Origin of the sequence: Mesorhizobium sp. IMUNJ 23232, assembly GCF_044326205.1 — a bacterium.
Taxonomy (GTDB): domain Bacteria; phylum Pseudomonadota; class Alphaproteobacteria; order Rhizobiales; family Rhizobiaceae; genus Kumtagia.
The window spans coordinates 1-15,127 of the sequence record NZ_JBIRCY010000052.1 but is presented as its reverse complement, the minus strand read 5'-3'; the positions used below and the strand labels follow the sequence as shown (position 1 = coordinate 15,127).

The 15,127-nt window shown below is 63.2% G+C and carries 11 protein-coding genes; 8 read left to right on the top strand and 3 right to left on the bottom strand.

What is annotated here, in order from left to right:
- The first annotated feature begins 45 nt into the window (after window positions 1-45).
- From ACH196_RS28850 to ACH196_RS28820, 7 genes are all read left to right on the top strand, one after another.
- A complete protein-coding gene (locus ACH196_RS28850; protein WP_396650295.1) occupies window positions 46-939 on the top strand; it encodes a DUF4167 domain-containing protein in 894 nt (297 codons plus the stop codon).
- A 206-nt stretch (window positions 940-1,145) separates the two neighbouring features.
- The gene (gene clpB / locus ACH196_RS28845; RefSeq protein WP_396650294.1) at window positions 1,146-3,758 is read left to right on the top strand and encodes an ATP-dependent chaperone ClpB; all 2,613 of its coding nucleotides are present in this window, start codon (window positions 1,146-1,148) and stop codon (window positions 3,756-3,758) included.
- 456 nt (window positions 3,759-4,214) lie between these two features.
- Window positions 4,215-5,753 (top strand): hypothetical protein, encoded by a 1,539-nt coding sequence (locus ACH196_RS28840; RefSeq protein WP_396650293.1) that lies wholly within the window; start codon window positions 4,215-4,217, stop codon window positions 5,751-5,753.
- Between the two features lie 142 nt (window positions 5,754-5,895).
- Entirely contained in the window at window positions 5,896-6,324 is a 429-nt protein-coding gene (locus ACH196_RS28835) for an endonuclease domain-containing protein (protein WP_396650292.1), read from the top strand.
- A 512-nt stretch (window positions 6,325-6,836) separates the two neighbouring features.
- A complete protein-coding gene (locus ACH196_RS28830; RefSeq protein WP_396650291.1) occupies window positions 6,837-7,661 on the top strand; it encodes a hypothetical protein in 825 nt (274 codons plus the stop codon).
- Between the two features lie 182 nt (window positions 7,662-7,843).
- Complete coding sequence (locus ACH196_RS28825; protein ID WP_396650290.1) at window positions 7,844-8,236, top strand: MmcQ/YjbR family DNA-binding protein; 393 nt, start codon at window positions 7,844-7,846, stop codon at window positions 8,234-8,236.
- A 143-nt stretch (window positions 8,237-8,379) separates the two neighbouring features.
- On the top strand, window positions 8,380-9,852 hold the full coding sequence (locus ACH196_RS28820) for a L,D-transpeptidase family protein (protein ID WP_396650289.1): 1,473 nt from the start codon (window positions 8,380-8,382) through the stop codon (window positions 9,850-9,852).
- 22 nt (window positions 9,853-9,874) lie between these two features.
- Here ACH196_RS28820 and ACH196_RS28815 read toward each other — a convergent pair whose 3' ends face one another.
- The 3 genes from ACH196_RS28815 to ACH196_RS28805 all read right to left on the bottom strand — a co-directional run bounded on the left by ACH196_RS28815 (window position 9,875) and on the right by ACH196_RS28805 (window position 14,312).
- Window positions 9,875-10,951, bottom strand: coding sequence for a class I SAM-dependent methyltransferase (locus tag ACH196_RS28815; RefSeq protein ID WP_396650288.1), 1,077 nt, complete (start codon window positions 10,949-10,951; stop codon window positions 9,875-9,877).
- Window positions 10,952-11,155: 204 nt separating this feature from the next.
- Window positions 11,156-12,133, bottom strand: coding sequence for an alpha/beta fold hydrolase (locus ACH196_RS28810; protein WP_396650287.1), 978 nt, complete (start codon window positions 12,131-12,133; stop codon window positions 11,156-11,158).
- Window positions 12,134-12,353: 220 nt separating this feature from the next.
- Window positions 12,354-14,312, bottom strand: coding sequence for a M23 family metallopeptidase (locus ACH196_RS28805; protein ID WP_396650286.1), 1,959 nt, complete (start codon window positions 14,310-14,312; stop codon window positions 12,354-12,356).
- 352 nt (window positions 14,313-14,664) lie between these two features.
- On the opposite strand from ACH196_RS28805, the gene ACH196_RS28800 reads away from it, so the two are divergent.
- Window positions 14,665-14,973, top strand: a complete 309-nt coding sequence (locus ACH196_RS28800) for a hypothetical protein (RefSeq protein WP_396650285.1) — start codon at window positions 14,665-14,667, stop codon at window positions 14,971-14,973.
- The last annotated feature ends 154 nt before the right edge of the window (window positions 14,974-15,127 follow it).

The window sequence follows — 15,127 nt, the reverse complement described above, 5'->3', positions numbered from 1 at the left end:
CTAAGCGAAGAGAGTCTGATGAGGCCACAACAGCAGAATAGGCGTATGCGCGGTCGCAACAACGGCGGCGGCGGCAACAACAATAACAACAACAACAATCGCAGGGGCCCCAACCCTCTTACCCGCAATTACGAGAGCAATGGCCCGGACGTAAAAATCCGCGGCTCCGCGCAGCAGATCGCCGAAAAATACACGACGCTGGCCCGGGACGCCCAGAGCTCCGGCGACCGCGTCATGGCGGAAAACTACCTCCAGCACGCCGAACACTACAACCGCATCATCGCCGCCGCGCAGGCGCAGTTCGCGTCGCAGCAACCCCAGTCTTCGCCTCGCGACGATCTTGATGACGATATGGACGATGCTTCCTACGGCTATGAGGGGGGTATGAACGGCGGCGAATCCTATGCTCCGCCGGCCCAGGCACCGGTCCAGCAGCACCAGCCGCAGCCTCAAAATCAGCACCAGCCGCAGCCTCAACATCAGCCGCAGCACCAGCCGCAGCCGGTGAGCGGCTCCGGCCCGCAGCCGGTGATCGAGGGGGTTCCCGCCGAGGTCGCGTTGAACAGCGAGCCCGCGGGCCGGCCGACCGGCGGTGGCCGCCATCGCGACCGTCGCCATCAGCACCCCCGGCACAATGGAACGAACGGCGCTTCGGTCAGCGCAGTGAACGAAGCCACGGAAATCGTGTCGAGCGGCGCGGCGGAAGAAACGCCGGTTCAGCAACTCGCGCCCGAGCAGGCGCCGGAGCCGGTCCCAGCCGCGGTTGCCGCGAGCGAGGTCCAGGAGGCACAGGCGACAGAGGAACAGCCGCGTCCGCGCCGCGGGCGCCGTCCACGCCGCAGCCAGGATGCACCGGCTTCGGATGCAGCGGGCAGCCAAGGCGAATTGCTCGGCGGGTCCGAGGGCGCCGGCGGAGAGTCCGCTCCCATCGAAAGCTGAAACTTCCGATAATTTTCTCGTGCGAAAGGCGGCTGGGCAGCGATGTCCGGCCGCCTTTCTTTTTTGATCCCGCTCAATGCGTCTTGAGGGAAATCCGCGAGATACCCATATCCGGCAGAGTTGAACCGGCCTCGCTTCGAGGGGGTTCGTCATTCTGAGCCTAACCGGTGCCGCAAAGCGGGCCGGGATGGAAAGGAGACAGATATATGAACGTCGAAAAATACTCCGAGCGCGTGCGCGGTTTCATCCAGTCGGCACAAACGCTCGCACTTTCCCGCAACAACCAGCAATTCACGCCCGAGCACATTCTGAAGGTCCTCATCGATGACGAGGAGGGCCTTGCCGCGTCGCTGATCGAGCGTGCCGGCGGCCGTGCCCGCGATGCGAAACTGGGCGTCGAGGCGGCAATCGAGGCGCTGCCGAAGGTCGAGGGCGGCAACGGCCAACTCTATATGGCGCAGCCGCTGGCCAAGGTCTTTTCGACCGCTGAGGACCTCGCCAAGAAGGCCGGCGATTCCTTCGTCACGGTCGAGCGGCTCCTGCAGGCGCTCGCCATGGAGAAGTCGGCCAAGACGTCCGACATTTTGGCGAAGGCCGGCGTCACCGCGCAGGCGCTGAACGCCGCCATCAACGACATCCGCAAGGGCCGCACCGCCGATTCGGCTTCCGCCGAGCAGGGTTACGACGCGCTGAAGAAATACGCGCGGGACCTCACTGCCGACGCGCGCAGCGGAAAACTCGATCCGGTGATCGGCCGCGATGACGAGATTCGCCGCACCATCCAGGTGCTGTCGCGGCGCACCAAGAACAACCCCGTGCTGATCGGCGAGCCCGGCGTCGGCAAGACGGCGATCGCCGAGGGCCTGGCGCTGCGCATCGTCAATGGCGACGTGCCGGAATCGCTCAAGGACAAGAAGCTGATGGCGCTCGACATGGGTGCGCTGATCGCCGGCGCGAAATATCGCGGCGAGTTCGAGGAGCGGCTGAAGGCCGTGCTCAACGAGGTCACCTCGGCCGATGGCGACATCATCCTGTTCATCGACGAGATGCACACGCTGGTCGGCGCCGGCAAGGCGGATGGCGCCATGGACGCATCCAACCTGCTGAAACCCGCTTTGGCGCGCGGCGAGCTGCACTGCGTCGGCGCGACCACGCTCGACGAGTACAGAAAACATGTCGAGAAGGACGCCGCGCTCGCCCGCCGCTTCCAGCCGGTCTTCATCGAGGAGCCGACGGTCGAGGACACCATCTCCATCCTGCGCGGGCTGAAGGAGAAATACGAGCAGCACCACAAGGTGCGCATCTCCGACTCCGCGCTGGTTTCGGCCGCGACGCTGTCCAACCGCTACATCACCGACCGTTTCCTGCCGGACAAGGCGATCGATCTGGTCGACGAGGCCTCGGCGCGCCTCAGGATGCAGGTCGATTCCAAGCCCGAGGCGCTGGACGAGATCGACCGCCGCATCATGCAGCTCAAGATCGAGCGCGAGGCGCTCAAGCTGGAGAAGGACGACGCCTCGAAGGATCGGCTGGCCCGCATCGAGAATGATCTTGCCTCGCTGGAGGAGGAGTCGACAGAACTCACCGCCAAATGGCAGTCGGAGAAGCAGAAGCTGGGGCTCGCCGCCGACCTGAAGAAGCAGCTCGACGACATGCGCAACGAACTCGCCATCGCGCAGCGCAAGGGCGACTTTGCCCGCGCCGGCGAACTCGCCTACGGCAAGATTCCCGAGGTCGAGAAGAAGCTGAAGGATGCCGAGGCGCAGGACGGCAAGGCCGGCATGGTCGAGGAAACCGTGACGCCGGACCACGTCGCCCACATCGTGTCGCGCTGGACCGGTATCCCGGTCGACAAGATGCTGGAAGGCGAGCGCGAGAAGCTGTTGCGCATGGAGGACGAGATCGGCGTGCGCGTCGTCGGCCAGGGCGAGGCGGTGCAGGCCGTCTCCAAGGCCGTGCGGCGCGCCCGAGCCGGGCTCCAGGATCCGAACCGGCCGATCGGCTCGTTCATGTTCCTCGGCCCGACGGGGGTCGGCAAGACCGAGCTCACCAAGGCTCTGGCCGACTTCCTGTTCGACGACGAGACCGCGCTGGTGCGCATCGACATGTCGGAATTCATGGAGAAACACTCCGTGGCCCGGCTGATCGGCGCGCCTCCCGGCTATGTCGGCTACGAGGAAGGCGGCGCGCTGACGGAAGCGGTGCGCAGGCGGCCCTATCAGGTCGTGCTGTTCGACGAGATCGAGAAGGCGCATCCCGACGTGTTCAACGTGCTCTTGCAGGTGCTGGACGACGGCCGCCTGACCGACGGGCAGGGCCGCACGGTCGACTTCCGCAACACGCTGATCATCATGACGTCCAACCTCGGCGCCGAGTATCTGGTCAACCTCGCCGACGGCGAGGACGTCGACAAGGTGCGTGACGAGGTGATGGCGGTGGTGAAAGCCTCCTTCCGGCCGGAGTTCCTGAACCGCGTCGACGAGGTGATCCTGTTCCACCGCCTGCGGCGCGAGGACATGGGCCGCATCGTCGAGATCCAGCTCAAGCGGCTGGAAAAGCTCTTGACCGACCGCAAGATCAGGCTCGACCTCGACCAGGACGCGATCGACTGGCTGGCCGCCAAGGGTTACGACCCCGCCTATGGCGCGCGCCCGCTGAAGCGCGTCATCCAGAAGGAACTGCAGGACCCGCTTGCCGAGCGCATCCTGCTAGGTGACGTACGCGACAACTCGACCGTGAAGATCACGTCGGGCTCCGACCGGCTGAATTTCAGGCCGCGTCCGTCGCTGACGGCGGGCAGCGAGGCCGAGGCGGCGTAGCGGAAACGCTGGTTGCCCTCCCCTTGTGGGGAGGGCAACCGCATCTCGACATTATCCTTTCCGAACCGGCTTCGCCGGTTCGTCTCGGCATCACCCCCTCACCGCCTCGCTTCGCTCCTCTCCCCCATTCTTCATGGGGGAGAGGTGGCCCAAAGGGCCGGTGAGGGGGATGCCTCAGCGCCTCGCCACAGGCGAGGCGGGGAGGATCGCGTAGCGAAGCAAGCCCATATGCGATAGTCCTTCCATTATGGGGAAAGGTAGCCGGTTCGCGGCTGTGTGGGACTAAAATCAATGCTCCAGATTAATACAGGCAAGCTCTTCAGTCGGGGAGTTGGCAGACGAAATCAACTCCGAGGTGTTCTTTACACGAACGCTCGTCTCCCTTGGAATCGAGACATTGTAACGGCTGCGGGCACTCTTCGAACCACAGATGGGGGCCGGCGGAATCGCGCGGTTGTGTACGAGCTAGAAGAGCGTATTGAGCAGGAGGAAGATCGTCCTGGCGTACTTCTTTCACATACTATCCTGCCGTTCCTGAATGACTTTTCGGTGGTAACGTCATTCCAAATGAATGTTCTGTTCTCTCCAGACCTCCAGATTGTTGATCGCTTATCCAGCGGGAGAATGGAATTCTCCTCCTACGATTCGCCGAAGGAGTTTGTAAGACGGTTTTTTGATGATCAGCCGGTGATACAAGATTTAGAGGCAGACGAACTAGTTGCGTTCGTCAATCAGTTACTAGCGTTAGAACGTCGCTATTTCTTGGCGGCGATGCGCGCAATGAGAACGTATGTAGCTGGTATGCACAGAATAGCTGACGATTTGGCACTAGCCTATACGCTTCTCGTTTCAGCGATTGAGGCGTTAGCTCAGGACTTCGATGGTTTTTCAACCTCTTGGTCGGACGTTGACGAGCGAAAGCGAATCCCGATCGATCGCGCGCTTACTCGAGCCGGCAAACGGATCGGAGAGTCCGTGCGCGAAGCGGTTATCAACTCAGAACATGCGTCGCTTGCGCGTCGGTACAGAGCATTCGCTCTTAGTCATGTTGGTTCAGACTATTTCCACCATGCCAGTGGAACAGGTCATCGAGTTGGTAGGCGGGAACTCGATGCTGCGCTTCAACAGGCGTATTCCATCCGTTCAAGCTATGTTCACACCTTGAAAAAGCTGCCCGACGGTTTGGCACATCCTTTCGGTCGCGGGGAAAGTGCACAGGTCAAGGGTCGTCCCGTTCTGACTCTGCAAGGTCTCGCACGCCTGACACGACACATCATCAGGTCGTTCATAGCGAGCGCACCCAAAGTGGACCGAGAGCCCTATAACTATGTGTTGGAACAATCAGGGATCATGTCGGCGGAACTAGCCGCAGAATATTGGATAGGGCGACCTCTGGGGAAGCAAGAGGATGGCCGTCGCCGCTTTGAAGGTCTTCTCAACCAGTTGACGGGCATCATTTTGAAAACCGAAGGCGCGAAATTGACTGATCTTCGATCACTCTTGGCAGAAATCGAACAAAAATTTGATCGAACCAAGCAGGTTGGGAAGCCGAGATTCTACGCCCTGTATGTTCTGTTCAACGGCATCGTTCCACCCGAACTAGCATCCCCTGCTTGGCTGGATTTCATGAAACGGCATGCGGCACTTGGAGATGAGCCGGAGTCCGAAATTCTGATTGCTCGAACGTATTTTCAATCGACCTCTGAGTGGCCCATCGAGAAACACCGGCGTGCCTATGATCGCTATTGGAGCGAAAGATGGAAGCCCAGTGGGTTGCACGCACCTCGTTTTTTTGAGGCTGCAATGACTCTTGCTCTTGCGGAGCGCTATCGAACTGAGGGTAATCTGGGGGAAGCACACACACTGCTGACTCAAGCGGCGGACGAATATCCAGAGCGGCAAAGGCTTCGAGAGTTTGCGGAAAGGTTCGATCACAATTCGGCGATTGAGTGGCGAACTGTTCTTGTTGGCTCTTTGGCCAAACAGATCGAATGATCTTGCGGTCGCAAGACTATGTCGTCCCTCAATCGGACACTCCCACCGTCGTAACCATCGCCGAAATGCGCAAGCGTTACAACACATCCGGTTTTTGCCTTGGTACGAGGCAGCCCCTTGCGCCGAAGGACCGGTGAGGGGGATGCCGAACCAGAACAACACGACCCGTTCCCGCCGTCGCTCCGGCGCAACTCTGCGGGCCCGCGCCCTGCGCAAGGGCGACAATCTGGCCGAAGGCCGGCTGTGGGTCGAGTTGCAGGACCGCAGGCTCGGCGGGTTCAAATTCGTCAGGCAACTGCCGATCGGTCCGTATTTCGCCGACTTCACCTGCCGGGAACACAGGCTCGTCGTCGAACTCGACGGCAGCCAGCATGCCGACAGCGAATACGACCGGCGCCGCGACGATTTCATGAACGATGCAGGCTATTCGGTGCTTCGCTTCTGGAGCCATGAGGCGCGGTCGCAGACAGCGTCCGTTTGCGAGACCATATTGGCCGTCTTGACCGGAAAGCTGGCCGAAAGGACGGTTGCACCCGATCTAAGGTACTTTCCGGCGAAGCAGCGGGGTTGAAGACCCCCTCACCGGCCCTTCGGGCCTCCTCTCCCCCACTTTGTGGGGGCGAGGAGGGCGCCAGGCTTTGCAGGAGAGGCGCCAAGCCTTGCGGCCGGCGCTCCTCTCCCCCATTCTTCATGGGGGAGAGGTGGCCCGTAGGGCCGGTGAGGGGGAATGCCGTCCAACAGCACGACCCGTTCCCGGCGCAACCCGCCTCGATCGCATTCGGAGGCGCCATGGTCGTCCCCATCGGCGCTTTTGCCGGCCTTGTTTGGTCCGGCTTGTTGCGCAAAAATGGACCGACCCTGCGGCTAACTGGCTGATTCTACGGTCTTTTACAAGCATGACCTCCTTTCCGGCTGGCCCTTTCTCCCAGGCTGGGAACACCCCCGCGCCTCTAAAAAAGTCTAGCATTTCCAAGGCCTTGGTGTGTGTCACCTAAAAGGTTAAGGGTTTATATTCCTAGGACTATTTACATCATTGCCGACCGATGCGATAATCCCCGCCGGCATGGTCTTGAGAGGGCGGCGATGGATGCGATGATTGGACGGGACCCGGTCGAGAACTACCGCGAGGCGCTGAAGCGCATCGTGGCCGGGCTCGTCGCCATGGTCGAGATGGGCGCGGCGAGCCTCGTTTCGCGTGGCTGTGTGGGCGGCATGGTGCCGCGCCATCTGCACCGCGCCGTGCTCAGCCTGCTGCGGCCGGCCGAATCCGCGGCGCGGCGGCTCGTCATCGTACTGTCGCGTGGACTTGTCGTTACGGTGCGGCCGCCGCGTTCGCGCAAGGCCAGGCCGAAGCGGACGTCCATCTATGTGCGCGACGGCGTCGGCACCGGCATCGTGTTGCGGCCGGGCATGCCGGTTCCGGGCCGCCCCGTTCCCGCCGGGGACGCGCCGCTTTCCTTCCCGCTGCTCGATCCGCTGAAGCGGTTGAGCGGCCGCCACCGCCGCGTGGCGCCCAGGAGCGTGCCGCGCATTTGGATAGCCGGCGTCACCGAGCGCCTTCCCGTCCCGGTGCGCAAGCCGCCGCTGCCCGACGATCCACTCGACGCGGGCCGTCTCGGCCGGCGGCTGGCCGCGCTCGCCCGCGTGCTGGACGACCTGCCGGGACAGGCACAACGTCTCGCGCGCTGGAAGGCGCGCAACGACGCCGCACGCGCGCGGGTGAAGCAAGGGCTGGAGCCATGGAAGCCCCGGCGTGTCTCGCCGCTCAGGGGAGGGCCTGCGCCCGGCGGGCGGCTGCGTCGCTTCGATCCGGACGCCCCGCGCCGGAAGAACATCCGCGAGATCGACGAAATCCTCGTGCACGCCCATGCGATGGCCCATCATGTGCTGAATTACGACACGTCCTGACGCCCGGGCTGCCGCCGGGGAACTCCCGGGGACAGTTTACTTAATTCCGCCCGCGTCAACCCTGAAGCGCTGCGTCTTTCTGCGGAATTAAGTAAACTGTCCCCTGCACTTGCCGATCAACAGCCAGGCCGGCGAAAATCCGGAGCGTGGCAATGATCCCGCATGTGTGCGAGACAGGGTCCATGACCCTCGACGACTACAACGCCTTCTGCGCCTCGCTTCCCGCCACCACCCATGTCGTGCAGTGGGGCGGGGCGCATGTGTGGAAGGTCGGCGGCAAGGTTTTCGCCATCGCCGGATGGAGCGACGGCGAAGCCTTCGCGGTCACCTTCAAGACCTCCGAAATGGCCTTCGACATCTTGAAGGAGCAGCCCGGCTGCCGCCCTGCGCCCTACCTCGCATCGCGCGGCATGAAATGGATCCAGCGCCGGACGGACGAATCGATGGATGACGAGGCCTTGTGGGATTATCTGCGCGAGAGCCGGCGACTGGTTGTGCTTGGGCTGACGAGGAAGGTGCGGCGGGAACTGGAGCTGGATCAGCCCGAACCGGCCATTCGTGAGCCCCGGCAATGACGATTCGAGGCCGCGTATCGAAAATGCTGGCGGCCATCTTCATGCCCCGTTCATACTGGAACAACTAGATTCGCAGGCGCGTTACCCCTGATCCGTCCTTGGGGCGCGGCGGGAACGACGGGAACCGGAGAGAACGACCAAAAATGCTTCGCGGGCTGATTTTTCTTCCGGCCATCGCAATCGGCTTCGCGGCTGGTGCCGCGGCCGCATCCGAATCGCCTGCGCCGTGGGTGCGCGACGAGGCGCGGCGCGCGCCCGCGCATGGCGAGATCCAACTCGCGCAATACCGTCAGGCCGAGGTCTATTTCGACGGCAGCGGCAACCGGGTCATCGTCGATGCGGTCACCGGCGAGGTCATCGCCGTGCAGCCGCGCGAGTTCAATGCGCGGCGCGAGCAATTGCGAGAGCGTCGCCGCGAAATCCGCCGCCAGGATCGCTATTATCTGGACGATCCGGAGGACATGGCGCGGCTGAGACGCGATGAAGGGTGGCGCGAGGTCCCGTCGGACGGCGGCTACTCCGAACCGGATTTCGCACAGCCCGAGGATGACTACGGCTATCGTGAGCCTGCGCCGGATGAATTCCCGGCCGCGCCGCGCCCGCCGGGCGTGGAGGATGAGGCTCCGCCGGTGATCGCCCGCCAGGAGCCGATAGAGCGCGCGCCGCTTGGTGATGGGCAGGTCACCTCGACCGAGCCGGACATTACGGGCACTGTCGAGCCGCGTCCGGACACGACCATCAACCCGGCGACGCCGCCGGCGTTGACCTTCACGGCGCGCGAGGATGTCGCGGCAATTCAGGTGCTTATGGACAGGGCAGGGGCTTCACCCGGCGTCATCGACGGAAAATTCGGTTCCAATGTCGACAAGGCCTTCGCTGCCTATCGCGAATTGACCGGCACCAATCTGAAGTCGACCGACACGATCGGCATCAAGGCGGCGCTGGACGCCAGCGGCGGCGACGCTTTGGGCATGTACGAGATCACGCCGGAGGATGCCGCCGGGCCGTTCGTGGCGGCGGTGCCTGCCGACTACAGCGAGAAGGCCCAGCTCGAGCATATGAGCTTCACCTCGGTCACCGAGATGCTGGCCGAGCGATTCCACATGGACGAAGGCTACCTCAAGGCCTTGAATCCGGAAGCGAATTTCTCGCGGCCCGGCACCTTGGTGCGGGTTGCCAATTTCGGCTCGAACGTCACCACCAAGGTCGCCCATATCATTGCCGACAAGGGCCAGAAGCAGGTGCGGGCCTATGACGCGGGCGGCAAGCTCGTCGTCGCCTATCCGGCGACGATCGGCTCCGCCGACACGCCGTCGCCAACCGGCACGCATGCGGTGTCGCGCGTCGCGATCAATCCGAACTACACGTATAATCCGAAGCTCAACTTTAAGCAGGGCGAGAACGACAAGGTGCTGACCATCCCGCCCGGGCCTAACGGCCCGGTCGGTTCGGTGTGGATCGCGCTGGACAAGCCGACCTACGGCATCCACGGGACGCCGGACCCGTCGAAGATCGGCAAGACCGAGAGCCATGGCTGCATACGCCTGACGAACTGGGACGCGCAGGAACTTGCCAAGCTGGTTTCGGCCGGGGTGATCGTCGAATTCGTCGAGTGATTTCCGCGGCGAACAGGCTGCTTTAGGCGGTCGCCTCAAGCACCATGTTGAACGGCGTCGACGTTGCGACGCGCACCGTGCCAAAACCGCCGGAGCGGATGACATCCTTCAGCCGGCTTTCACCCGCCTGCGCGCCGAGTGCTGCGCCCTCTTCCTGCGCCAGCGACGTCGGCACGCAGATCATCGTCGACGCTGAATAATAGAGGCGGCCGACCGGATTGAGGTTGGCTTCGACCGTGTCCTGCGCCATCGGCTCGACGATCATCCAGGTCCCGTCGGGTCTCAGCGACTTCCGCACATGGGCCGCCGCGCCGTGGGGATCGCCCATGTCGTGCAGGCAGTCGAAGAAGGTCACGAGATCGAGATCCCGTGCGGGATAATCCTTTGCCAGCCCGACCTCGAAACGCAGATTGTCGGTGACGCCGTGCGCCTTGGCGCGGGCGTTCGCCTCCGCGATCGAACCTTCGTGGAAATCGTAGCCGATGAAGGTGGAGTTCGGGAACGCCTTTGCCATCAGCATGGTCGACACGCCGTGTCCGCAGCCGACGTCGGCCACCTTGGCGCCGCGCTTGAGCTTTTCGACGACGCCTTCCAGGGCAGGCAGCCAGGCGGAGACGAGATTGTTGAGGTAACCTGGCCGGAAGAAGCGGGCGACGGCGCAGAACAGACAGCCCGCCTGATTGCCCCACGCGACGCCCTTGCCGCTGCGGAACGCGGTCTCCACCGTCTTCTGATTTTCGACCATCGCCGCCATCATGTCGAAGGCGCCGATCATGTTGACCGGGCTGCCTTCCACGGCAAACACCATGGCCTGTTCGGGCGGGAGTGAAAACGCCCCGGTCCGGGCGTCATAGGCGAGGTAGTTCGATGCGGCCTGGGCGCTCAGCCATTCGCGCAAGTACCGTTCATGACAGCCGCTGGTCTTGGCGAGCGCGGCCGGGGTCATCGAGCCTTTTTCGTGCAGCGTCCGATAGAGGCCAAGCGCGTCGCCGATCCTGACCAGTGGAACGCTGGCTGCGCCGCCGAGGTCGGATAGCAATTGTCCGATAAAACTGTTCAGTTTGTCTTCGCTGACCGTGTTCTGGCTAGTTGCGTCCATCTCGGGTCTCCTCCGGTTTTCGTATGGCGACACCGGTAAATCGGGCGGGCCGTCCATGTTTTCGACAAGCTCGACGCGGCCGCGGCAAGGGGGCCGGCAAAGCGATGATGTCGGTGAGAAAAACGCGCATCGTCGCCGAGCGCATGGGGCACCTGTCCCGGCCGCCCCGAAAAAACGGCGGCCGATCTGGTGGGCCTGTCCCGATCAGTCCTTCAGGGCGAGCACGATGGCTTCCGCGCGGCTGTGCACGCCGAGCTTGTCGAGCACCGAGGACACCTGGTTTCGCACTGTCTTCTCCGCCTTGCCCAGCCGACTGGCGATCGCCCGGTTGTCGAGGCCGGCGGCAACAAGTGCCAGAACCTCTGTCTCGGCCGAGGTCAAGCCTGCGCTATCGAGGGATGTCCTGCGAAGACTTTGGGACATAGGTGTCAGAAAGGTGCTGACCTCCGTCTGGAACTGGAGCCAGGCCGGCTCGGACGGAAGTAGCGTGTGGTTATTGCTTTCCAGCGGCACGAACCTGGCGTCGGGGATAAGCCCGGCCAGCCTGCGGCCTTCCTCGAAAGGCACGCGTTCATCCCCACGGGCATGCAGCACCAGCGTTGGAACCTTAAGCTGCTCGGCCATCGCCGTGACATCGATCTGGTGAAGCTGTTCGAGGGTGCGCGCAGCGATCTCAGGGCTTGTTGTGATGCGTTCAAGATCGTTCCACCAGCGATGCTGTTCCGGCGTACCGCCAGGGATGAACTGGCTGGTAAACACCTGGCGGAAGGCAGGATTGTCCCGCCCCCAGCCGATACGGATGAGATTGATGAGTGTTCTGGCTTCCAGCAACTCCGTCTCGTTCTGGGCCCGGCGTAAGGCACCGCGGGCATAGGCGCCGAAGAGAATAAGGTGGGAGACCCTTTCGGGATGGCGGCGTGCGAAGGCGATGGCCAGAGCACCTCCTTGCGACATGCCGAGTAGCGGGAAGGATTTCTGCTCTATCGTGTCGGCCACCGCTTCGAGATCAGCCAGCCAGCCATCGAACGAGATGTCGGTGGGCTGCCGGTCGGACAGACCGCAGCCGCGCTGGTCGTAGCGTATATAGGTGCTGCGCTCAGAAAATGCCTTCAACCAGGGGCGCCACACCGGACTTTCGAGGTCGTATTCGACGTGGCTCAGCCAATGCGCGGCGCGCAGCAAGGGCGGGCCGCTTCCGACGGAAGCGACAGCAATCCTGGTTCCGTCGCGCGAGGTGCAGAACCGTATGGTCTGTCGTAGCGCCATGATCGCGGACAGTACGCGTGGACCATTGCCAGCGGTAGATGGCGCCTGCCGCGAATGTGCGGGGCCGACGCCAACATGGACGCGAGGAAGGGATTGGCGACAGTCAGTATATATGGCGAGGCGAGTATCGCCTTGGCTATTCTCCGGCGCTGGCGACCTTGAGCGCCGAGCCGTCCTTGTCTTCCTTCAGCAGGTCGTCGATGCGCTTGCGCTCGACCTGGAAGCGTTCGAGATCCTCACCCTTCAGTGCGCGACCGGAAGGCAGGCGAACGCGCATCGGGTCGACCTTGGTGCCGTTGACGATCAGCTCGAAGTGGAGATGCGGTCCGGTAGAGAGGCCCGTCGTGCCGACGAAGCCGATCACTTGGCCCTGGCGGACGCGCACGCCGGGCTTGATGCCCTGGGCGATGGCGCTTTGGTGGTTGTAAGAGGTTTCGTAGCCGTTGGCGTGGCGCACGATCGTCTGGCGTCCATAACCGCCGGCCCAGCCGGACTTTTCGACGACGCCATTGCCGGCGGCGATGATCGGCGTGCCACGTGGTGCGGCCCAGTCGACGCCTGTATGCATGCGGGTAAGCCCGAGGATCGGATGATTGCGGCCGCCAAAACCCGAGCGGAAGACGGCGTTCGGCACCGGCTTGCGTATCAGGAACTGCTTCGAACTGCGGCCATCCTCGTCAAAATAGTCGATCGAACCGTCGGGGAAGGCGAAGCGGTAGAATTTCTGCGCGACGCCGCCGAAATTGGTTGCGACGTAGAGCAGCTCCGAATCGTCCGACACCGCGTCGCTGTCGTCCGGTTGCGAGAAGAACACGTCGATCTGGTCAGACGGGCTCAGCCGCGACTGGAAGTCGACATCGGAGGCGAGCAGCTTGATCAACTGGCGCGTCATCTGGCGCGACATGCCGTAGGAATAGGCTGCCTGGTAGATGCCGTCATAGATGGATGGCAGGGCGCCGCGCGCCGTGACGAATGGCGTGTCGTCGAACGCCGTCTGCAGACCGGGATTGGGCTCCGCCTCGGGCGTGGTGACGATGGTGTTCTTGTCGTTGACGGCGACGGTGACGAGATGCTGGGTGCGGTCGTAGACGCCGAGCCGCACCATGCGGGCTTCCTCGCCGCGCACTTCCAGCCCGATGCAGAGCACGGTGCCGGCCTTCAGCGTCGTGGCGTTCAGCCGGTCGGCGACGGCGGCGGCCATGTTCTTCGCGTCGTCGCCGGCATAGCCGGCATCGGCCAGGGCATCCGCGACATCGCGGTCGCTGTTGAAGGGGACGAGATCCTCGGCATAGGCGAGTTCATTGTTGGCTTCGACGCTTCGGGGCGCGACCGAGACGTTTTCCTGGGTAATGCGGATGCCGTAGGAGGCGGCGGCCAGTGCCTGGGCGTCGAGGGAGTCGCCGAAACGCTGCGGGTCGACATAATGCAAGGCGGCGACCTGGATGGCGCCGTCGGTGAGACTGGCGCTGGTGGTTCGCACGACTTCCTCGACCTCCGAGGAGGTCAGGTCGTTCTTCTCGTCGAAGGCGGCCGTGGCGATCGGGAAGTCGACCGTCTTCAGGCTCATCTCGCTCTCGATCTTCGAGCCGTAGATCTGCGCGCCGGTTGTCGCCGCGGCTGCGGCCGCCGCGGCGCCGTCCTCGGCGAAGACGGCGAGCGGATCGAAAGGCGGATAGGCGCGGGTGGTCTTGTAGCCGGCGGCCAGCGGCATCTTGATCTGCACGAAGGGCATCGTCTTAATGACGTCGCGGTCGCCGACGCGGGTCATCATGGAGACTTCCATGCGCCGCCGGTTTTTCGCACGCGCGACCTGGCGGGGAGGAACGAGCCGCGTGGTCTTGGCTTCCTCGCCACCGCTGTCGTCCTGGACCGAAGCGAGGTCGGCGATCTCCGGCGGCGTGGCGAGCTGCTCGCGCCCGTCGAGCGCCACGACAAGCGCCACGCCCATCAATACCGTCGAGGTGACGCCGGTCAGGAACGTGCCGGTCAGCCAGCGCGCGGAAACCTCGCGGCGATCCGGCGGGCCGCTGCGCCCGTCCGCGATCAGAGGCGGGTCGTTGCCGAGTTCGGCTATGGTCAACTCGGTCTCTTGCATTCCGCGGGCGGATTTCCCCGATGGATTGGATGTCTTTTTGGTTGGCCACGACAATTGCCCGCCGGGGCCGCGCAAGTCAACGAAGCGGTTGGAATTAGCACCGCTCTATCGTCTCGATCCCCCGATTCATATATCGATATGTCCGGTGAGCGTCTTGAAGCGAGGACTGGGACGCCAATGCGGCGGCAATAGGGCTCCGGCGCTGCGGCGGTTTGGCAGGGCTTGCCGCTCTCTGTTTCACGCGGACTCTTCCCATCGAACGCATCGTCGTCTCGCGACCGGAACTCCCGGAGCGCCGCAGGTCCGTTCGGCCTGGTTTAAAGAGCGGCCGACCTGAACGCGCCGGCGGTGATTGGCGCGCCGATTCATAGATGAGCGGCGCCGGATTCTTGCCGGCGTCACGACGGAAACGCCGATCGAACCGGCATCGAATCCGAAAGCCGACGTGCCACGTAAAAAGGATAGCCGATTACGGGTTCGGGAATCGAAAGGCCGGGCTGAAACCGGGGCGGGCCAAGGCTTGGGCATTATTTTCCGCGACATGACGCAGGAGCCAAAAGGGATTGCGGAGACCGTCGCAAAAAATTCAAAAAACTTCGAAATCGTTGTTGACACTTTGAAGGGTGGCCGCCTATATACGCCACACCAACGACGGCGGTGACGCTGCTGGCGACGAAGGAGTTCGCTCCTGTGTTTCGCATAGTTGGACGAAATCAAGAGAGCCGCGTAAGCGACACTCGGACGGCCCGGAGCCAAAAGCACAACGGGCCACGATCTTGCGTTTTGCGAGGTCTGTTCTTTGAAAACTGAAGATT